Source organism: Streptomyces sp. CG4 (assembly GCF_041080655.1).
Taxonomy (GTDB): Bacteria; Actinomycetota; Actinomycetes; order Streptomycetales; family Streptomycetaceae; genus Streptomyces.
The window spans coordinates 9,249,555-9,269,175 of sequence record NZ_CP163525.1; the positions used below are offsets into that span (position 1 = coordinate 9,249,555).

The 19,621-nt window shown below is 71.9% G+C and carries 21 protein-coding genes; 7 read left to right on the top strand and 14 right to left on the bottom strand.

Annotated features, from left to right (window positions below; translation table 11 throughout):
* Positions 1–13: 13 nt before the first annotated feature.
* Entirely contained in the window at positions 14–706 is a 693-nt protein-coding gene (locus AB5L52_RS42640) for a hypothetical protein (protein ID WP_369368459.1), read from the bottom strand.
* A gap of 120 nt (positions 707–826) precedes the next feature.
* On the opposite strand from AB5L52_RS42640, the gene AB5L52_RS42645 reads away from it, so the two are divergent.
* Positions 827–1,276 (top strand): Lrp/AsnC family transcriptional regulator, encoded by a 450-nt coding sequence (locus AB5L52_RS42645; protein ID WP_351576898.1) that lies wholly within the window; start codon positions 827–829, stop codon positions 1,274–1,276.
* A gap of 141 nt (positions 1,277–1,417) precedes the next feature.
* On the opposite strand, the gene AB5L52_RS42650 is transcribed toward AB5L52_RS42645, so the two are convergent.
* The 4 genes from AB5L52_RS42650 to AB5L52_RS42665 all read right to left on the bottom strand — a co-directional run bounded on the left by AB5L52_RS42650 (position 1,418) and on the right by AB5L52_RS42665 (position 3,827).
* Positions 1,418–1,990, bottom strand: a complete 573-nt coding sequence (locus tag AB5L52_RS42650; protein ID WP_369368460.1) for a DinB family protein — start codon at positions 1,988–1,990, stop codon at positions 1,418–1,420.
* 79 nt (positions 1,991–2,069) lie between these two features.
* Positions 2,070–2,633, bottom strand: coding sequence for a hypothetical protein (locus AB5L52_RS42655; RefSeq protein WP_369368461.1), 564 nt, complete (start codon positions 2,631–2,633; stop codon positions 2,070–2,072).
* Positions 2,614–3,195 (bottom strand): MFS transporter, encoded by a 582-nt coding sequence (locus AB5L52_RS42660; RefSeq protein WP_369368462.1) that lies wholly within the window; start codon positions 3,193–3,195, stop codon positions 2,614–2,616. Before AB5L52_RS42660 ends, AB5L52_RS42655 begins: the two co-directional genes overlap by 20 nt.
* Positions 3,196–3,236: 41 nt before the next feature.
* Positions 3,237–3,827, bottom strand: coding sequence for a helix-turn-helix domain-containing protein (locus AB5L52_RS42665; protein ID WP_351027173.1), 591 nt, complete (start codon positions 3,825–3,827; stop codon positions 3,237–3,239).
* Between AB5L52_RS42665 and AB5L52_RS42670 the strand changes: the two genes are divergently transcribed.
* Positions 3,826–4,347: an N-acetyltransferase family protein gene (locus AB5L52_RS42670; protein WP_369368463.1), complete on the top strand. Its 522-nt coding sequence runs from the start codon at positions 3,826–3,828 to the stop codon at positions 4,345–4,347. The two genes, AB5L52_RS42665 and AB5L52_RS42670, sit on opposite strands and share 2 nt — an antisense overlap.
* A gap of 45 nt (positions 4,348–4,392) precedes the next feature.
* Here the strand turns inward: AB5L52_RS42670 and AB5L52_RS42675 are convergent, their stop codons facing one another.
* Positions 4,393–4,671, bottom strand: a complete 279-nt coding sequence (locus AB5L52_RS42675) for a hypothetical protein (protein WP_351027177.1) — start codon at positions 4,669–4,671, stop codon at positions 4,393–4,395.
* Positions 4,668–5,396: an MgtC/SapB family protein gene (locus AB5L52_RS42680; protein ID WP_351576134.1), complete on the bottom strand. Its 729-nt coding sequence runs from the start codon at positions 5,394–5,396 to the stop codon at positions 4,668–4,670. The genes AB5L52_RS42675 and AB5L52_RS42680 overlap by 4 nt, the downstream gene beginning before the upstream one ends.
* Before the next feature lie 303 nt (positions 5,397–5,699).
* Here AB5L52_RS42680 and AB5L52_RS42685 point away from each other — a divergent pair, with 303 nt between their 5' ends.
* Positions 5,700–6,113, top strand: a complete 414-nt coding sequence (locus AB5L52_RS42685; RefSeq protein WP_351576137.1) for a metalloregulator ArsR/SmtB family transcription factor — start codon at positions 5,700–5,702, stop codon at positions 6,111–6,113.
* A gap of 9 nt (positions 6,114–6,122) precedes the next feature.
* On the opposite strand, the gene AB5L52_RS42690 is transcribed toward AB5L52_RS42685, so the two are convergent.
* The 3 genes from AB5L52_RS42690 to AB5L52_RS42700 all read right to left on the bottom strand — a co-directional run bounded on the left by AB5L52_RS42690 (position 6,123) and on the right by AB5L52_RS42700 (position 10,378).
* Entirely contained in the window at positions 6,123–7,553 is a 1,431-nt protein-coding gene (locus tag AB5L52_RS42690; RefSeq protein ID WP_351576140.1) for a nitrate/sulfonate/bicarbonate ABC transporter ATP-binding protein, read from the bottom strand.
* A gap of 34 nt (positions 7,554–7,587) precedes the next feature.
* Positions 7,588–9,354: an ABC transporter permease subunit gene (locus tag AB5L52_RS42695; RefSeq protein ID WP_351027183.1), complete on the bottom strand. Its 1,767-nt coding sequence runs from the start codon at positions 9,352–9,354 to the stop codon at positions 7,588–7,590.
* Positions 9,355–9,760: 406 nt separating this feature from the next.
* The gene (locus AB5L52_RS42700; protein ID WP_369368464.1) at positions 9,761–10,378 is read right to left on the bottom strand and encodes a TetR/AcrR family transcriptional regulator; all 618 of its coding nucleotides are present in this window, start codon (positions 10,376–10,378) and stop codon (positions 9,761–9,763) included.
* A gap of 79 nt (positions 10,379–10,457) precedes the next feature.
* Here AB5L52_RS42700 and AB5L52_RS42705 point away from each other — a divergent pair, with 79 nt between their 5' ends.
* On the top strand, positions 10,458–11,792 hold the full coding sequence (locus AB5L52_RS42705) for an alpha/beta fold hydrolase (protein WP_369368465.1): 1,335 nt from the start codon (positions 10,458–10,460) through the stop codon (positions 11,790–11,792).
* 63 nt (positions 11,793–11,855) lie between these two features.
* On the opposite strand, the gene AB5L52_RS42710 is transcribed toward AB5L52_RS42705, so the two are convergent.
* Genes AB5L52_RS42710 through AB5L52_RS42720 form a run of 3 tightly spaced genes read right to left on the bottom strand, consistent with a single transcriptional unit; the run spans position 11,856 to position 16,014 of the window.
* Positions 11,856–13,385, bottom strand: coding sequence for an aldehyde dehydrogenase family protein (locus AB5L52_RS42710; RefSeq protein ID WP_369368466.1), 1,530 nt, complete (start codon positions 13,383–13,385; stop codon positions 11,856–11,858).
* Positions 13,382–14,791, bottom strand: coding sequence for a DUF1338 family protein (locus AB5L52_RS42715; protein ID WP_369369066.1), 1,410 nt, complete (start codon positions 14,789–14,791; stop codon positions 13,382–13,384). Before AB5L52_RS42715 ends, AB5L52_RS42710 begins: the two co-directional genes overlap by 4 nt.
* Before the next feature lie 50 nt (positions 14,792–14,841).
* Positions 14,842–16,014 (bottom strand): NAD(P)/FAD-dependent oxidoreductase, encoded by a 1,173-nt coding sequence (locus tag AB5L52_RS42720; protein WP_369368467.1) that lies wholly within the window; start codon positions 16,012–16,014, stop codon positions 14,842–14,844.
* Between the two features lie 169 nt (positions 16,015–16,183).
* Here AB5L52_RS42720 and AB5L52_RS42725 point away from each other — a divergent pair, with 169 nt between their 5' ends.
* Positions 16,184–17,128: a LysR substrate-binding domain-containing protein gene (locus AB5L52_RS42725; RefSeq protein WP_369368468.1), complete on the top strand. Its 945-nt coding sequence runs from the start codon at positions 16,184–16,186 to the stop codon at positions 17,126–17,128.
* Between the two features lie 87 nt (positions 17,129–17,215).
* On the opposite strand, the gene AB5L52_RS42730 is transcribed toward AB5L52_RS42725, so the two are convergent.
* Positions 17,216–17,809, bottom strand: a complete 594-nt coding sequence (locus tag AB5L52_RS42730) for a PadR family transcriptional regulator (protein ID WP_369368469.1) — start codon at positions 17,807–17,809, stop codon at positions 17,216–17,218.
* Positions 17,810–17,882: 73 nt separating this feature from the next.
* Here AB5L52_RS42730 and AB5L52_RS42735 point away from each other — a divergent pair, with 73 nt between their 5' ends.
* Positions 17,883–18,353 (top strand): hypothetical protein, encoded by a 471-nt coding sequence (locus AB5L52_RS42735; protein WP_351027197.1) that lies wholly within the window; start codon positions 17,883–17,885, stop codon positions 18,351–18,353.
* Position 18,354: 1 nt separating this feature from the next.
* Positions 18,355–19,521, top strand: a complete 1,167-nt coding sequence (locus tag AB5L52_RS42740) for an FAD-dependent oxidoreductase (protein WP_369368470.1) — start codon at positions 18,355–18,357, stop codon at positions 19,519–19,521.
* The last annotated feature ends 100 nt before the right edge of the window (positions 19,522–19,621 follow it).

Here is a 19,621-nt window from a genome sequence, read left to right on the forward strand (position 1 = left end):
GGGGACTCTTCGCCTACCCCCTCGTCACGGAAGCGGCAAGGACCGTATAGGTCGTCAGGAGGAAGCCGAGGGTGCACGGGGCGACGGTCAGTGCGGCACGCATCATCACGGCGGCGGCCGGCGCGCCGGCCGAGCGGTGGGTCGAGAGGGCCATCACGGCCAGCAGGACCGGGAGCGCGGCGAGGATGCCGCCGGTGAAGGAGCCGAGGGCGTCCGCCGCGTGCACGGCGAGCAGGACGGTCGTGCCCGACACCGCCATCCGCACCGGGAGGTCCCAGCGCCGGGCGCGGTGCGGCGGCCGGTCCGGGTGGGCGGGGGCGGGCCAGGTCCGCAGACCGGCGAAGATCACGGCCAGGGCCAGCGCCGCGGTGAGCCAGACGTTTGCGCACAACGCCGCGAGCAGACCGGCTCCGGCCGCGCAGACCAGGGCCGCCGTCAGTGTCCGGGCGGGACGCAGGACGGGTGCGAGCCGGCCGTAGCCGAGGCAGAAGGCCGCGACGATCAGTTGTGCCGCGACATTGCCCTGCGCGGCACGCGCGGCCGCCGCGTTCCCGCCGCTGAACCACATCAGGGCCAGAAACGGTCCTGACGTCGTCGGCGCGCCCAGCAGGAGCCCGCCGCGACGCGGGCCCGAGCGCCGGGCGACGACGGAGACGAGGAGTACGAGGGAGGGGGCGAGGGCGGTCCGGAGGAGCAGTATCTCCATGCCTGTGAGCCTGGCACCAAGGACGCCGATTTTGGCTCGGACTTCTCGGCGTATGAGGCGGATCGGCCGAGGATATCTCGGCCATGGCGCTATCCTGCCGAGTATTTGTAGCATGGCGCCATGGACCGTATCGACCGGCAAATCCTGGCGCTCCTCCTCGTGGACGGCCGGGCGACCTACCAGGAGCTGGGCCGTCAGGTCCGGCTCTCGGCCAACACCGTCGCCGACCGCGTACGCCGGCTCCAGTCCGCCGGAGTCGTGCGCGGATACCGCGCCGAGCTGAATCTGGCGGCGTTCGGGCGCGGGCTGGAGTTGCTCAGCGACATCCGCCTGCGCGAGGGCGTCGACCGCCAGGCCTTCGAGGCCCAACTGGACCAAGTCCCGCAGATCGTCGGCGCGATGCGGCTGACCGGGGACTACGACTACCAGCTGCGCATGGCCTGCACCGACGCCCGCGAGTTCGAAACGGTCATCGACCGGCTCAAGGCCGACTTCGGGGTACGCGAGTTGCGCAGCCGGCTCCTCCTGCACGAGGTCCCACTGGGACCGGACCGCGTCCTGGAGCCCTGATGGCAGGGCAGGCCCGCGGCTGGTCCGAGCGCCGGTGAGCCCGACAACCGTGGTTCCACACACTGGCATCTGATGCCCATGACGCCACCGCACGCGTTCCATGCCGTCGTCCGGGGATTCCTGGCCCCCGAACCCGGGCGGTCAACCGCACCAGCCGGCCGCACCGTGCGCGTACAGATCCCTGAGCAGGGAGATCTCCGCGCCGTGGTGGATCGTCTCGCGGTTGATGTGCAGTACGAGCGTCGCCAGCGGCTCCTTCGCGTACGGGCCCTCGGCCGGGCCGCACTCGCGTGTGAGGCCCGCGTCGCCGAGGCCGCGTACGCCGGTGATCCACTGGGTGTACGCCGCGTCGAGGCGGTCCAGTGCCTCCGTCGCCGTGCCTGGATACGCGTATGACATGTAGTCGACGGGGGCTGCCCCGAAGTGCGACGCGCTGCGGGCGCCGAGTACGCCGACCAGGATGTGACCGAGTCGCCAGGCGATCGTCGTGACCGGCGCGGGCACCGGCTCCGGGTGTGCGAAGTCGATGGTGAAGTCGCCGGAGCCGCCCTGGACGGGAGCCGTGCCGGTGCCGCGCGAGCGGACGCTCCAGCAGTCCGGGACCGGCTCCCAGAAGTACTCCTCGTCGGTGAGGCCGGTCAGCCTGGGCCGCAGCTGATGCTGCCAGTGCCAGTCGAGTTGGTCGGCGAGCAGGGTGTTCCAGTCGAGTGCCATGCCTCTCACGCTAAATGGGCATGTCCACGACGGTTTGGGTGCCACCCGCGACGTCGGCGATTCCGCCCGCACGGCGTCATCAGCGGTTGGCCCGGGACCGCGTACGGTTGCCGAGCGTGGCGGCGAGGAGCAGTGCGGCCACGGCGGTGAGGGCGGTGCCCTGTCGGCCGAGGGTGTCGAGCAGGGGTGCGGCGAGGGCCGTACCGAGCGCCCCGATGGTGAAGTACAGCACGAGGTAGACGCTGCTGAGGCTGCCGGATCGTTCGGGGGCGAGGGCCATGACGCGGCTCTGGTTGGCGGCCTGGGCGGCGAAGCAGCCGGCGTCGAAGAGGGCGAGTCCGAGTCCGGTCACGAGTGGGCTGCCGAGGCCGAGGGCGAGCAGTGCCGTGCCGGACGCGGCGGCCAGCATGCTGGTGGTGATCACCACGGCCGGGGTGTACCGGTCGGTGAGGCGTCCGGTGAGGGGGAGCGCCGTGAAACCGAGGAGCCCGGCCAGGCTGTACAGGCCGATGGCGCTGGGGTCGAGGGAGTGGGGCGGCTGGGCCAGGGCGAGGACGAGCGCGACCCGGACGACGTTGAAGGCGAAGTACCACAGCCCGCCGGTGGTCACCGCGCGGCGCAGCTCAGGAAACTGACGCAGCAATGGTGGCAGCGCCGTGAGCGCGGCACGGGTAGCCGCGGTCCGAGCGGGGCCGCTGCCGGGGCAGGAGCGCGGCGGCGGCGATCGCGCCGAGCAGGGCGAGGCCCGCGAAGACCAGGAGCATCCGCCGCCGGCCGAGGAGGTCGGCGAGCGTTCCTCCCGCCAGGCGGCTGAGCAGGATCCCGGCCGACATGCCGGCGGTCACCGTGGCAACGCCCGTTCCCCGGCGCCCTGTTGGGGCGTACCGGCCGGCGATGCTCCCGGCCTGGGCCGCGACACTGGCGGCCGCGCCGATGAGCAGGTAGGCGGCCAGGAGCAGGCCCGCGCCGGGTGCGGCCGCGGCGAGAGCGAGCGCGGCGGCCAGCGCGGTGAGCTGAACGCCGACCAGGCGGTTGGGTGCGAGGCGGTCGGTGAGCGGCAGCAGGAGGGCGAATCCGGCCATACAGCCGACGAGCGCGGCGGACGGCACGAGGCCGATCACCGAGAGCGGGACATTCAAGTCGGCGGCGACCGCGGTCAGTTCGGGCTGGATGGCGTAGTTGTTCGCGATCGCCGTGCCGGCCATGGAGGCCAGGAGAAGCGTGCCGCCGCGGGGGAGAGGCCGGGTCACGGTGTGGTGACGCGGGCGAGGACGACGGCGTAACGGCATGCGGTGTCGGTGGTGTTGGCGAAGACACGCTCGGCGGGCTCGCCGAGTTCGATGGTGTCACCCGCGTCGAGTTCATGGACCGTGTCGCCGTCATGGAAGGTCAGCCGTCCGTCGAGCACCCAGACGACCTGTCGTACGAAGGCGAAGGCGGCGGCCGGATACGGCACCCGGGCGCCGGCGGGCAGGAGGATCTCGGCGATCTCCGCGGGGAAGTGCGGGCCGGTGATCTGGCGGCGCCGGTAGCCGGTCGCGGGGTCGCGCCACTCGGCCGTGCCGGATCCGCGGCGCACACCTGCCGCACCCTCGACGTCGTCCTGCGTCCCTTCGGCGAGGGCGAGCAAGGAGGCGACGCTGAGCTGGAAGGCCGCGGACAGCTTGCCGAGGACGACGGCCGTGGGGTTGCTCTCGCCGCGCTCGATCCGGCTGATCATGGCTTGGGACACGCCGGAGGCATCGGCGAGCTGAGCCAGCGTCCACCGGCGGCGTTCCCGTTCGGTGCGGACGCGCGCCGCGATCCGCTCCACCAGGGGATCTACTATGTTGGACATGGCATCAATATACGCAAGAGGCGCGGCCGCCGTCACGGTGCGCCCCGCCCGCCCCGACGACGTGGAGGCCGTCCGCGAGATCCGCAACGACGCGATCGCGCACTCGACGGCCCTGTGGACCGAGACCCCGCAGCCCCCCGCCCAGGCCGTCACCTGGCTGGCCGCCCACCTGGCGCGCGGCTCGGCGTTCGTCGCCGAGGCCGACGGCGAGGTGGCCGGCTTCGCGGTCTACGGCCCGTGGCGGGAGCTCGACGGATACCGGTACACCGTGGAGAACTCGGTCTACGTCCGCGCGGGCCGGCACGGACTCGGCATCGGATCCGTGCTGCTGGCGACCCTGATCGCCGCCGCCCGCGAGGGCGGCCACCATGTCATGATCGCCGGTATCGAAGCCGGGAACGCCGCCTCGATCCGGCTCCATGGACGGTTCGGGTTCCAGCACGTCGGCACGGTGCCCGAGGTCGGCACCAAGTTCGGCCGCTGGCTCGACCTCACGCTCATGCGCCTGCCCCTGACCTGACCGTCACCCCGCGCGCGGCCTTGAGGAGTTCGCCCGGCGTGCGCGTCAGCCCGCCTGCCCCTCCTCGCGGCGCCTCGGGCACCCCTCCGCGATCCAGCGGCGTACGACCGTGACGGGCACGCGGCCGTCGGCGGCGATCACGTGTTCCGGTACGCCGGTGTGCCAGGCCGCGAGTGCGGCTCGGCGCAGACAGGCGGAGCGGACGGCGAGCCCGGCCCGCAGCGCACTCGCGGAGCCGGCGGTGAGGCTGGGGGCGTCCGCTGCCAGCTGCCGGGCGGCCTGGCGCACGGCGTCTCGGGCGGTCCGGGTGTCCAGGGCGCTCATGCCACCGCCTCCCGCTCCGTGTCGACGGCCGTGTCGTCCAGATGCCAGTGCAGGTCCCGCACGCCCGGTTCCAGTGACAGGCGGGCGATGAGCTGCTCCAGGGCCCGGGCCGGGTCGCCGTTGAGGGCGACCGCGGCCCGCAGGCTGGTGCTCCCCTCGTCGTCGCGCCGTACCCGCAGCCCGGTGGGCGCGAGCCCGCCGGTCGCGAGGGCCTGGGACAGCAGCGCCCGGACATGCGTCTCGTCGTTGCGCTCGCAGATCAGGTGGACGGTGGCCCGTACCCCCTCGTTGTCGGGGTCGCGCTGCGGAACGCGGTCGATCAGCCGGCCCGCGGGGCGCAGCAGCACGTGTACGGCGAGCACGGTGGCCGTGCCGATGAGGCACAGCTCCAGTCGGCCGGAGGCGGCGAGCACGCCGACCGCGGCCGAACACCACAGCGTGGCCGCGGTGTTGAGGCCGCGCACGCCTCCGCCCTCGCGCAGGATGACCCCGCCGCCGAGGAAGCCGATGCCGGAGACGACGTAGGAGGCGACCCTGGTGGGGCTGCCGGCGTCGCCGACGGCCTCGCTGTAGAGGACGAAGAGTGTGGCGCCGACGGCCACCAGTGCGTTGGTGCGCAGCCCGGCCATCCGGGCGCGCCACTGCCGCTCTACGCCGATCAGGGCGCCGCAGGAGACGCCGACGGCGAGGCGGAGTGCGAAGTCGAAGGTGGTCAGGTTCGCCATGGGAACCTCCCCTCGCCCCGCCGGAGCGGGACAGGTCGAGGGCATGGCGGTCAGCTGCCCAGCCGTGGGCCGGGGGCTACCGGATGCCCGAGGAGTGGGGGGACACGGGGGTGTGGGGCCGATGGTGGCCCGGACTACTACTGCGATCCATGTCGCTCACCTCCTCCTCGGTTCCTGGGCGACATGTCCTGGGCAACAAATGTCCTCGGCGACATGTCCTCGAACGACGCTCTCCTATATTTGCACATCCATGCAACTAGCGCGCCCTGAGATGTCGTGTGCATCACCGGCTACCATATTTGCATGGAAGCGCAAGTAGCGTCATGGGACGAGGAGCGGGCCGAACGGTCGGTGGCGGTGCTCAAGGCTGTCGCGGACCCGTCGCGCTACCGGCTGCTGTGGGCGCTGAGCGAGCGGGAGCTGCCGGTCAGCCGGCTCGCCGAGCTGATCGAGGCGCATGTCGCGGCGACCTCCCAGCACCTGTCGAAGCTGCGTGCCGCGGGACTGGTCACCTCGCGGCGGGAGGGCACGCGCATCTTCTACCGGGCCACCGGCCCGCGGGTGCGGGCGCTGCTGGAGAGCGCGGTGCTGGCCACCGACGAGGCCACGGGCGCAGCGGACCGAGAGGCGCCCGAGGCCGTGGGTGCGGCCGCCGTGCCGGAGCGCAGTGCCCCGGCGCGGGTGGCCCGGGCCCGGCGGCCGGCCACGGAACACTGACACCTCGGCTCAGTCCCGCCCTGCGGCGGTCGCGGCCAGCCGTGCGTCGTCGTTCTCGTCGAGGTGGTACTCCTGCGGTTCGGCGTCGTAGGAGTACAACTCGGCGTAGCGGCCCCAGTCGGTGGCCGTCTCCAGCTGGCGGGTGACCTGTTCGGCCGTGAAGTGGTGGGCGAGCAGGTCACGGAAGAAGCCGGTGCGCAGGGTGCCGCCGGGGTTGGTCCGCAGACTCCTGGTGATCAGCGTGACCAGCGGGGCATGCTGGACCGCCTCGGCGAAGATCTTCTTCGACTCCTGCACGTCGGCACCCGCGAACGCCGTTCCGGTGTCGGTCAGCAGCAGGTCGTCCCCGCTGAGCGTGGTGAAGCCGAGCAGGTCGAGCGCGTCGACCTGGGGGAGCAGGTCGTCCACCGCCAGGCCGAGGTCGTCGGCGAGGTCGGCCAGGTCGCACCGGCCGCCGCGGTGGAGCACCATCTCCGCGAGCCCGGACAGTCCGTCGACGCTGGCCGGGGGCAGCGGGGTGTTCGCCGGGGTGCGCTTCTCCAGCTCGACGGCCTCGTGCCGGCCGGGGACACGGCCCTCCTTCTGGCGGCCGGTCATGGTGCGGTAGACGCGGTCGATCAAGTCGTCGAAGGCGGCCGAGTTGCGGTCCCGGGGGCGGTCCAGGCCGACCTCGAAGACCTCGCGGATCGTGCCGTAGGGCCGGGCGCCGAGGACGACGATCCGGTCGGCCATCAGCACGGCCTCCTCGATGTTGTGGGTGACCAGGACGATGGCGCGGGTGGGGAACTGGCCGGACTCCCACAGCTCCATCAGCTCGCCGCGCAGATTCTCGGCGGTCAGCACGTCCAGGGCGGAGAACGGCTCGTCCATCATCAGCACGTCCGGCTCCACGACGAGCGCACGGGCGAAGCCGACGCGCTGGCGCATACCGCCGGACAGCTCCTTGGGGTAGGCGGACTCGAAGCCGTCCAGGCCGATCAGGTCGATGGCCTGCCGGGCGGCGTCCGCACGTTCGGCGGCCGGAACTCCCTTGGCCTCCAAGCCCAGTTCGACGTTCTGCTGCACGGTCAGCCAGGGCAGCAGCGCGAACGTCTGGAACACCATGGCGGTACCCGGGTTGGCGCCGGTGAGCGGGGTGCCCTTGTAGGCGACGGTGCCGGAACTGGCGGGCACCAGCCCGGCCAGGCAGCGCAGCAGCGTGGACTTGCCCGAGCCCGACTTGCCGAGCAGGGCGACCACCTCACCGGCGCGGACCTGCAGGTCGATGCCGGACAGGACGGGCAGTTCGCCGTCGGCACCGGCGTACGACTTGGTCAGGCCGACGGTCTCCAGCAGCAGTTCGCCGTCGGCGGGACGGCGGGGCCTGTCGGCGGTCAGGTGGGCGAGGCCGGCCCGGGCCTGGCGGTCGGCGCGGAGGTTGCGCAGGGCGTTCAGCACCATGACGTGCTCCAAATCCTGGTCAGGGAAGGGAAGTTCAGAGGGAGTAGCGGGTCTCGGCCAGCCGGTACAGGCGGCGCCACAGCAGCCGGTTCAGCCCGACGACGTAGAGGCTCATCACCGCGACCCCCGCGATGAGGTGCGGGTAGTCGCCGCTCTCGGTGGCCTTCGCGATGTACGCGCCCAGGCCGGTGGCCGTGAGCGTGGTGCCGCCGAAGGTGACCACCTCGGAGACGATCGAGGCGTTCCAGGCACCGCCGGACGCGGTGATCCCGCCGGTGACGTACGACGGGAAGATCCCCGGGATGATCAGCCGCCGCCACCGCTGCCAGCCGCGCACGCCCAGGTCGTCCATGGCCTCGCGCAGATCGCTGGGGACGGCCATGGCACCGGCGATGGTGTTGAACAGGATGTACCACTGGGCTCCGAGGGCCATCAGCAGCGTGCCGCCGATGTTGATGGACAGGCCGGTCTTCAGGAAGAACCACACCGCGAGCGGGAAGAGGAAGTTGGCCGGGAAGGACGCCAGCACCTGCACCACCGGCTGGGCGATCCGGGTCAGCCGCGGCGAGAAGCCGATCTTCACGCCGATCGGCACCCAGACCACGGTGGCCAGGGCCACCAGCACCACCACGCGGGCGAGGGTGGCCAGGCCGAGCAGCAGCGGTTCGCCGAAGACGCCGAGGCCGGTGCTGTCGTGGAGGTAGTGGCCGAGGTCGAGCAGACCCCACAGGATCAGCCCGCCGGCGACGACGGTGAAGGCGATGTCTCCGGTGCGCTGCCGTGTGCGGTCGACGACGAGCGGACGGTCGTCGCGGCCGAAGACCCTTCCGGCCGCGCCGAGCGCGCGCCCCGCCGGGCGCAGCACCCGGCCGAGCAGCTGCGGCCAGTGCGAGCGGCGCAGGAAGTCCAGGACGACGGACCGCTGGACCTCGCTCGCCTCGGACTGCTCGTTCTTGAACTTCTCCGCCCACGCGGTCAGCGGCCGCCAGAACAGGAAGTTCACGCCGATCACCATCACGGCCATGGTGAGGATGGCCCAGCCGACCTTGCCCAGATCGCCGTCGGCGATCGCGGCACCGGCGTACGAGCCGACGCCGGGCAGCGCGTACCGCTGGTTGTCGACGCTGATCGCCTCCGAGGCGACCAGGAAGAACCAGCCGCCGCCGAAGCTCATCATGCCGTTCCAGACCAGGCCGATCATCCCGGCCGGCAGCTCCACCTTCCAGAACCGCATCCAGCGCGTGAAGCCGAACGACCGGGACAGCTCGTCGAGTTCACGCGGGAGGGAGGTGAGGGAGTAGTAGAAGCCGAACGTCATGTTCCAGGCCTGCGAGGTGAAGATCGCGAAGATCGACGCGCACTCCAGGCCCAGCATCGAGCCGGGGAACAGGGCGATGAACCCCGTCACCGCGACCGTCAGAAAGCCCAGCACCGGCACGGACTGCAGGATGTCCAGGGCCGGGACGAGGATCCGCTCCAGCCTTCTGCTCTTGGCGGCGGCGTAGGCATAGCCGAAGGTGAACACGATCGACAGCGCCAGCGCGGCGAACATCCGCAGCAGCGAGCGGGCCGCGTCGTACGGCAGCTGCGCCGGATCGGTGTCGACCCTGACGTTCTGGTGGGTGTTGAAGGCGACGGTGGTGCCGTGCCCCACACGCAGCACCACATAGAGGATCACCAGCACGGCCGCGGCCACCGCCGCGTCCACCCAGGAGAACTGGGACAGGCGCCCGGGCAGCCGCGCCACCAGCGGCGTGCGCTCCACCGACTCGGCGGGCTTGTTGTCCGTACGGATCGACATCACGAAGACCTCCGCCCCCACTCTGGGCACGTCGGCATGCCCCGCCGCGGCCAACGCACCGACGGCAGGACAGGGGGCACCCAGGCAGCATGGGAAATACAGGTAAGTAGGAAGGGCCCGCCCGGGCGGGCCACGGCCGCCTCGTCGAGACTCAAGGCCGGGCCCGGCGCGGGACGCCGGTGCCGCTGTGCCCCGGCCGGTGTGAGCGGGCGGGGGACAAGGGAACGCGGCTGGTAAAAGTCAGCGAATGCCCTGGAGGCAGCACGGACTGGGAGGGTCTGCACCCATGGCTGCCTCCGTTCCGTGATGTGGTTCCGCCCCGGGCACGCTCAGCGCGCGCACAGGACCCGACTCCAAGAGTGTGCCCCTTGTTGCGTTGATGCGCAAATATCCTGGACGGCCGCCGTCACGGGGCGGGTTCGGCGGGCCGGAGGCTGCGGAACACGGCCGGGGTCGCCCAGCCGCGCAGCGCCGCCTGGATCGTGGGCCGGAACGCGGCCTCGGCCGTGGGGGCGTCGAAGGCACCGGCCAGTTCGAGCGTCACGAGTCCATGCAGGGTCACCCAGAGCGAGAGGGCGATCGACGTGACCTCGCCGGCGAGGACGGCGCCGGTCACACCCCGTTCGATCGCCGCGAGGAGCGGCCCGATCGGGTCACGGCCGCCGACCGGGCCCGTCGGCTCGAAGGACTGCACCCCGCCGAACAGCACGGTGTACAGGTGGCGGTGTGCGCATCCCCAGCGCCGGTACGCCACGGCCAGCGCGTAGATGTCGGCGAGGGGATCCCCGGAGGCCGGTACTGCCGACAGGTCCTGGAACAGGCCGGCGACGGCTCTGTCGCGCACCGCTGCGATCAGCCCGTCCTTGCCGCCGAAGAGGGAGTACACCGCCGTCGTCGACGTCCCGGCGGCCGTGGCCAGGGCGCGGAGGGTGACCGAATCCTGCGGGTGGGTGGCGAGCATCTCGGTCGCGCACGCCACCAGGCGCTCTTTGACGGTCTCGTCGTTCGTTCTGGGCCTGCCCATGACCAGAAGCCTACCGTCTTTGATAACGTCGTTTTGAAACGCCGTTCCGAAACGTTGTTCCGAAACTTGGGGGTCCACTGTGTCCACGTTCGCCCTGCGCCTGGTCCGTATCGCCGGACGCCTGCTTCTGACGCTGACTGCCGTCACGGCGTCGGCCGTCGCGTTTCTCCTGCTGATCGTCGTCACGGACGGGGCCGGGTCGGGACTCGCCGCATGGCTGACGACGGTGGCAGTGGCCGCTGGCGCCGCACTGTGGTGGGGTCGCAGGCGCAGGGGAGCGGCGCGGCTCGTGCCGTTCGTGCCGGTGGTCGTCGTGGCGGCACTGACGGCGTCGGTCTGTGTTCCGACCGTCCCGACGGACCGGCGCTACCCGCCCGCCCTGCCGTTCGTGGCCACGCAGCACTGGAGCCTGGCCACCGGCAGCCGGGTCGCGGTGTATCACTACCCGCCCGCGAAATCCGGGACCCGGCATCCCGTCCCGCTCGTGTACCTCAACGGCGGACCGGTCCGCGGCATCTCGCTGCTCGACCACCGGTTCCTGCAACTCCTGGCGCGCCAGGGCTACGACGTCTACACCTACGAACAGGCCGGCGGCGGACGCAGCGACCTGCTCCCCATGGACCAGTACACGATCTCCCGGTCGGTCCGTGACCTTGGCGCCTTCCTCCACCGCCTGAACAAGGGGAAGGCCGACGTCCTCGGCTTCTCGTCGGGAGCGGTCGTGCTCACCCGCGCCCTGGCCGCTCCCGCCGTCGCCGTGCAGCTGCACCGGGCGATCATCGCCGAACCCGGCCCGATGGACGGCCCCACGGCGAGGATCAAGGGGCAGAAGGGGCGTCCGTCCGCGCGCGGCCTCGCGCCGGCCGCGACCGGACCGCGATCGACCCACGTCCCCCGGTACGCCGTCGCCTTCGGCCTCATGCGACTCGGCCTCCTCAGCCCTGACACCGCACTGATCGGACAGGCCGAGGGCGACAACGCGTTCACCGCCGCCGACCTCGGCAGTGACACCGCGTCCGCCTACTGCGCCCGCGACGCGCACCGCATCCCACGCGAAGACACCGCGCGGAACTTCTCCTTCAGCCCGGCGGCCAGCCTCCGTATCCAGCAGACGGTGAACGACGCGCCCTCCATCGCGCCGCGACTGAGGCGTTCGCAGACGCCCGCCATGCTGATGATCGCCGAGTGTTCCTCCCAGGTCCGGCAGTGGGAGACCGCCGTCCTCGCCGCCGACCCCGCCATCGAGCGCACGCAGTACCTGCCCGGAGTCGGGCATCACCTGTGGAACGGTCTGGACGACAACAACGCGCGAGCCGCCGCTGTCATCACCGCGTTCCTGCAAGGCAGGCCGGCACCCCTGCCGAACTACCCGACCCGCGCCGACATCCCCGCGTTCCTGCGCGCTCACCAGTGACGCCGTGACGGCGTGGCGGCGTGCGTCGCGTGCGGACGGCACGCCGCTCGCCGGCGGCGAGGATCAGAGGAAGCTCACGCCCTGGGCGAGGGCGAGTTCGCCGGAGTAGTTGATGGTGTTGGTGGCCGAGCGCATATAGGACTTCCAGGCGTCGGAGCCGGACTCCCGGCCGCCGCCGGTGTCCTTCTCGCCGCCGAAGGCGCCGCCGATCTCGGCTCCGGAGGTGCCGATGTTCACGTTGGCGATGCCGCAGTCGGAGCCGGCGGCGGACAGGAAGACCTCGGCCTCCTGCTGGTCGCGGGTGAAGATGCTGGACGACAGGCCCTGCGGGACGTCGTTGTGCACGGCGATCGCCTCGTCGAGGGTGTCGTAGGTGAGGACGTACAGGATCGGTGCGAAGGTCTCCTCCCTTACGACGTCGGTCTGTTCGCCGACGCGGACGAGGACCGGCTCGGTGTAGGCCGCGGCGGGCGCAGCCTCGGCGAGGCGCCGGTTTCCGCCGGCGAGGATCTTGCCGCCCTGGGCCTGGACGCGGGTGAGGGCGTGGCCCATGGCGTCGAGAGCCGTCGTGGAGATGAGCGGGCCGACGAGCGTCGTGTCGTCGAACGGGTTGCCGAGGGGCAGCTTGGTGTAGGCGCTGGTCAGCCGCTCGATGAGGGGGTCGGCGATGTCGCGGTGGACGATGAGGCGGCGCAGTGTCGTACAGCGCTGGCCCGCGGTGCCGGCCGCGGCGAAGACGATGGCCGGGACGGCCAGGTCCAGGTCGGCGGAGGGGGCGACGATCGCGGCGTTGTTGCCGCCGAGTTCCAGCAGGCTGCGGCCGAAGCGGGCGGCGACGCGCGGGCCGACCTCACGGCCCATACGGGTCGAGCCGGTGGCGCTGACGAGGGCGACGCGGGGGTCGTCGACCAGCTGCTCGCCGACCGCCCGGTCACCGAGCAGCAGCCGGTGCACATCACGCGGCGCGCCGACCTCCTCGGCGGCGCTGGCGAGCAGGTGGTCGCAGGCCAGGGAGATCAGCGGCGTGAACTCCGAGGGCTTCCAGATCACCGTGTCGCCACAGACCAGGGCGACCGCGGTGTTCCAGGACCACACGGCGGCGGGGAAGTTGAACGCGGAGATGACGCCGACCACGCCGAGCGGATGCCAGGTCTCCGCCAGCCGGTGGCCGGGGCGCTCGGAGGCGATCGTACGGCCGTACAACTGCCGGGACAGGCCGACCGCGAAGTCGCAGATGTCGATCATCTCCTGGATCTCACCGAGCGCCTCGGAGCGGATCTTGCCTGCCTCGATGGTGACGAGATCGGCCAGGTCGCTCTTGTGCGCGCGCAGCAACTCGCCCAGGCGGCGCACGAGTTCACCGCGCCGCGGTGCCGGTGTGGTGCGCCAGGTGAGGAAGGCCGTGCGGGTGGCGGCGACGGCCTCCTCGGTCTCGGCGCCGGTGGCGGCCGCCAGCCCGAAGAGGTGCTCGCCGGTGAGCGGCGTACGGGCGTGGAAGTCGTCGCCCTGGGGCACGTCGACGCCGATGTTCCGGAGGGACGCACGGGCGCGGGTGCGCAGCTCGTCCGTGCTGGGCAGTGGGGTGCTGGTCATGGCCGTCCTTGAAGGGGTGAGGGGGTGTCGGCGAGGTCGAGTGCGCGGGCGACCTCTTCGAGGGAGCGGTTCTGCTGCCGCTCGTAGAGGGTGAAGGGGTCCAGGACGTCGCGGCCGATGGCGCCGGAGAGCCAGGCGGCGTCGTACGCGGCGCCCTGCTGGGCGTTGTCGCGGGTGCCCGCGCCGCCGAGGTTGGACTGGAAGATGCCGGCGGCGGAGCGGGGCAGGAAGTCCTCGTAGACGATGGGCTCGGCGCGCACCCAGCCCTGCCGCACCAGTTCGCCGAGGCCGGCGGGCGGGCGGCTGCCGTCGCGCGGCCGGTCCGGGCCGAGCCGGTAGGAGAAGTAGGCCAGTCCCTCGGCGGCGAGTTCCTGTTCGCTGCCGGGCATGTGCCGCTCCCACACGGCGCGCGCGATGTCACCGCGGGACTCCGCGGCGTGCTGCGCGGCCTGCTCGTCCACGCGGCCCAGCAGGTCGTCGTACAGGGCGCGGCCCTGGCGGGTCAGGGCGATGCCGCGGGCTTCGACCTCGCCGAAGCGGACCCGCAGGGCGCCGGTGACGACATCGCCGTCCGGGGTGCGCAGCGCGCGGGGCTCGGCCAGGGCACGGAAGGAGGTCTGCCGCAGCAGGACATCGGGGCCCTTCCAGGCCGGCGGGCCCTGGATGGTGTCGATCATCTCGATGCCGCGCTCGGTCATCCGCCGGTACAGCTCGTCGATGTCCAGGACGCGGGGGGTGAGGTGGTTGATGTGCGTGCTGCGCACGCCGCCGATGTCCGCGGCCACGGCGGAGACCTGCTCCAGGGTCTCGTACCAGGCCTTGTCGACCGGCTCGGCGGACAGCTCGAAGGCCGCCACGGCGAGCCGCAGGAACCGCTCGGCCTCCTGCTCGGGCAGTTCCCGCTCGGCGGCGGCCCGGTCGGCCAGCGCGAGCAGCTCGGGCGGGAAGAGTTCGCGAGCTGCGAGGAAGGCCTCCAGGCGCGCACGCAGGCCGGCGTCGAAGAAACGGGGGTCGGCCGGGGTGAGCAGGGAGGTGAACACCCGGAAGGGGTTGCGTGCCAGTTCCTCGCCGTCGACCGGCCGGAAGGCGGTGGAGACGACGGGCACGGCGCTGGCGGCGGCCTCCCGCAGGTCGTAGAAGCCGACCGGGTGCATGCCGAGAGCACCGAAGACACGGGCGACCTGCCGCAGTTCGCGGGGTGTGCCGACGCGGACGGCCCCGTGCCGCTCGGCGGTCACCCGGCTGATGGACCCCAGGCGTTCGGCCTCGGCTCCCCGCGCGCGCAGCACGTCTTCGTTGACCTCGCGCGAGACGTCCACGAGCGTGGTGTAGGCGGGCACCTCCCGCCCGTACATCCGTGACAGCCGCTCCGCGAAGGCGGCCCGCAGCCGCCACTGACTGATCATCGGCATGGTTCGGCCTTTCGGTCGGGGCACACGGAGTGGGCCATCGGTGTTCACACGACGTGGGCTTCGGGGCGGGCGCCGGCGCCGGGGCGGAACCGGTCGGCGCTGAGCGGGGAGATGTCGGTGAACGGCTCGCGCTCCAGGTACAGGTCGCGGACGACCTCGCCGACCGCGGGTGCCTGCAGGAAACCGTGACCGGAAAACCCGGCGGCGTAAAGGAAGTTGGGCAGCTTGGCGGAGCGGCCGATGAGCGCGTTGTGGTCCGGTGTGACCTCGTACAGGCCCGCCCAGCCGTCGCCGGTCCGCATGTCGGCCAGGGCCGGGGCGCGGTGACGGACGACGGCGCGGAACATGTCCAGCCACTCCGGCGTCCAGGTCGTGTCGAAGCCGTCCTCCTGGTCGGGGTCGGCCAGCCCGAACAGCAGGCCGTCGTCGCTGTTGTGGAAGTACGCGGTCGAGGAGAAGTCGATCGTGAACGGGATGCGCGGGGCGGGCGGCGTGAGCGGCACGGTGAAGGACAGCTGCCGTTTCACCGGCCGGATGGGCAGGTCGACGCCGGCCATGGCGCCGATCCGCGCCGACCATGCCCCGGCCGTGCAGATGACGGTGGGGCACGCGATACGGCCGTGGCTGGTGTGTACTGCGACGACCCGGTCTCCGGCCGTGTCGAGGCCCAGGACCGCGGTGTGGGTGGCGAGGGTGACGCCGGCCCGGGCCGCGGCCCGCGCATACCCCTGGACGACCAGGGCGGGGCGCGCGTGCCCGTCGGCGGGGGAGTACGCGGCGGCCACGAGTCCGTCCGTGCTGAGGTAGGGACACAGGCGCCGAGCCTCGTCGGGGCCGATCATGCGGCTCGGCACGTCGAGGCTGTTCTGGAGCTCGACCCCGGCTGCGAAGGCGTCCGCCTGCTGTGCGCTGTCGAGGAGGAAGAGGTAGCCGACGGTGTCGAGCCCGATGCCGGCGCCGGGCCGGCGGGGGAAGTCACGATAGGCCCGAAGGCTGCGGCTGCCCAGCTCGATGTTGAGCGGATCGGAGAACTGGGCGCGGACACCGCCGATCGGCTTGCCCGAACTGCCGCAGCCCAGGTCGCCGCGCTCGACGACGACGATGTTCGTCACGCCGGCCTCGGCGAGATGGAACGCGGTGCTCGCACCCATGACGCCACCACCGATGATCACGACATCGGCGGCGGCCGGAACGGTGCGGAAGGCGGAGGAGGACAACGGGCCACTCCCTTCCGGAGGCCACCCCGCCGGTCGGGGGCCGTGTCCGCGGGCGGCGGGGCTGTCAGTGACAGAGTGATGCCGATCAGCCGTCTCCGCGTCATCGTGCAGCAAGCCGACCGTTGACGTCCATCAACGATTCATGCCGTTGACCTTTTAGGGTCCCTATATGGACTGGACGAGTGCGCAGCTGCGCTCACTGGTGGAACTGACCAGGCGCGGCACCATCACCGCGGTCGCGGAGGCCCTGGGATACACGCCCGGCGGCGTCTCGCAGCAGATCGCCGCGCTGGAGAAGGCCACCGGGATGCACCTGCTGAGACGGGTGGGACGGCGCGTGGAACTCACCGACGCCGGGGCCACCCTGGCTGTGCACGCCGAGCGCATCCTCACGACGGAGGCCGAGGCCGTCGAGGCGCTGGAGCGCACACGGAACGAGATATCCGGAACGCTGCGGGTGGGGCTCTTCGCCACGGCCGCCGCCGAGATCCTGCCGCCGGCCCTGCGCCGGGTGCGCGAGCGGCATCCCGGCGTGACCGTGCGCAGCCGGGACATGGACGTGGACGAGGTGTACGACGCGGTCGCAGGCGGCGCCGTGGACCTGGCCCTGGGCCTGGACTACCCGGACGTGCCGATCCCACGCGATCCGTCCCTGCGGGTGACCGAGTTGTCCAGGGAACGCTTCTCGCTCGCGGTCCCTGCGGGAGCCGTGCCCGGCCGGAAGAAGGTCTCGCTCGCCGACGCGGGCGGACTGGACTGGATCCTGCCGTCGGCCGGCAGCTATTACGGCCGTGCCGTGCTCACCGCCTGCCGACGGGCCGGTTTCGAGCCGCAGGTGCTGCACGAGGTGACGGACACGGCCGCCACCCTGGCCCTGGTGGAGGCCGGTGTCGGGGTCAGCGTGGTGACCGATCTGATGCTCCGGCTGCGCCCGTCCTGCCTCGACGTCCTGGAGCTGCGGGAGACGATGGAGCGTCACATCGTCGTCGTCTGCCGCTCCTTCGCCGAACACCGGCCGACGGTGGCGGCGCTGATCGATGTCCTGGCCCGCACAGCCCGCGCAGATCAGTCACCGTCGGGTACGGCGGCCAGGCCGTCGAAGAGGCCGATGTAGGCGGTGCCGTCCGGCCCCGGGGTGACCGGCGCCCAGTCGTTGTTGTAGCCGATGCCGATGCCAGGGGGGCCGGTGTGTTCGGGCTCCCTAGGCCGTAGTCCGGGCGAGAGCCGCCAGGGTTTCGAAGTCCCAGGTGAGTGCGCCTGAACGGAGGTCGGAGGTGACCGCGTCGAGCCAGTCGAGCTCTGCGGTCAGTACGGCGCGGCGGTACTCGTCCTCCAGCATGGTGACCCGTGGCAAGGCGAGTTGGCGGGCTCCCTCGGCGGCGGCCTCCAACTCGGCCAGCCGGGCGCGTACTTGTCCGGCGCGGGCGGACAGATCGGCCGCCACCTCCTGCGGCAGCAGCATCATGGTGAAGGAGAGCGCGGCGGGGAATTCCGGGTACTCCGCCCGTGGCGCGACCAGCATCTCCCGCAGCCACTCGCGCGTTGCCGTACGGCCCGTGTCGGTCACCTCGTAGACCGTGCGCTCCGGGTACTGCTGATCCCGGCTGGTCTCGCGTACGGCGATCAGCCCCGCCTCGAGCAGCCGGTCGATGGTCCGGTACAGGCTCGCCCGCTGACTGACGTTGACGACCTGGTCCTTCCCCCACTGCTTGATCAGCCGCTGGATGCCGTACGGGTGCAGCGGCTGCAGGTGCAGCAGCGAGAGAACGGTGAGGCCGAGAGGGGAGCTGCGCATGCCCAGAGCCTACCGGAACCACTCTCAGGAGAACTAGTTGACTGGAGACTAGTTTCACTGCAACTATCTCGGCGTGACGACAACGACTCCGCTCGAGTCCGCCGAGCGCATCCACGCGGACCACGCCAACGTGAAGCACCTGGGTCACTGGACCGAGGCCACCGGGTTCGACGTACGCGCCCGCCGCGCCGGCGTCGTCCTGGACCTCCGCTCCCCCCGGATCGGCTGGGACGAACCGGTCACCGTGCGACTGTCTCTCGTCTCCGCCGCGGTCACCCTGCTGCTGCCCGAAGGCGTCGCCGTGGACGGCTGGGACCTCGCCTTCGTCCGCCGTGGGCGGGTGAAGGACGCCCAGCCCGGTACCGGTCCGGCGCTGCTGCGACTGCTCGGAGCGGTCACCGACGGCGAGATCCGGGTCCGGCGCGCCGGCTCCGCCCAGCTCACCGCCATGTGCTCCCGCGCCTACCTGGACGACCTGCGCCGCGCCCACCGCGAGGGCGGCCTGCCCGTCATCGACGACCCCACCCGTGAGAGGACCCACTGACATGTCCCGCACCCGCACCGCCCTCGTCGTGGGCGGTGGCATCGCCGGCCCCGTCGCAGCCCTCGCGCTGCGCCGGGCCGGGATCGAGGCCACCGTGCACGAGTCCTATGCGACGACCGCCGACGGCGTCGGCGGCGGCCTCGGCATCGCACCCAACGGCCGTGCCGCACTCGGCCTGGTCGGACTCGACCGGGTCGGCGCCCCGATGAACGCCATCGTGCTGCAGAACCACAAGGGCAGGACCATCACCGAGATCCGCCAGCCCATGCAGTTCAGCTGGCGCACCGATCTGTACCGACGGCTCTACGACCTGACTCTCAGCCAGGGCGTCGAAGTGCACCACGGCCATCAGCTGGTCGACGTACGCGAGAGCGACACCGGCATCCGGGCCGTCTTCGCCGACGGCACCACCAGCGCAGAGGCCGACGTGCTGATCGGCGCCGACGGCCTGCGCTCCACCGTACGCAGGCTGATCGACCCTCAGGCGCCCCAGCCGCGCTACTCGGGACTGCTGGGCTTCGGCGCCGAGGTCCACGGCGCCGGACTGCCGCCGACCGGCGACCGTATGTACATGGCCTTCGGCCGCCGGGCGTTCTTCGGCTACCAGTCGTTCGACGACGGCACCGGCGTCTGGTTCGCCAACCTCCCCCATCCCTACCTGACCTGGCAGCAGGTGCGGCAGACCTCGAACGAGGAGTGGCTGCACCGGCTGGGCGAGACCTTCGCCGGGGACAGCGTCCCCGCCCTGGAACTGCTGCGGCGCACCTCGCCCGACGCGCTGATCACCGCCGGTCCCATGGAGGATCTCCCGCACGTCCCGCACTGGCACCGCGGCCGCATGGTGCTGGTCGGCGACTCCGCCCACGCCACCTCGCCCAGCTCCGGCCAGGGCGTCTCGCTGGCCGCGGAGAGCGCCGTCGAACTGGCCCGCGCGCTGCGGGACCTGCCGTATCCCCAGGCGTTCGCGGCCTACGAGGGCGTTCGCCGCGCCCGCGTCGAGCGAGTGATCGCCCTGGGCGCCCGCAGCAACAGCGGCAAGGCTGCCGGGCCGGTGGGCCGGCTGGTCCGGGACGCTCTCCTGCCGCTGTTCGCCCGCCTCTCCACGCCCGAGAAGATGGCCTGGCAGTACGACCACCGGATCCGCTGGGAGGACCCCCTCGCCGCATGACGACGCGTTGACGCATCACTTGACGGCGTTGTGTCCGCGACCGTGCCGCGGGGACGGACGATTGACTGCGGCCGGGGGCAACCCGTTGCGGAGGAAGCGG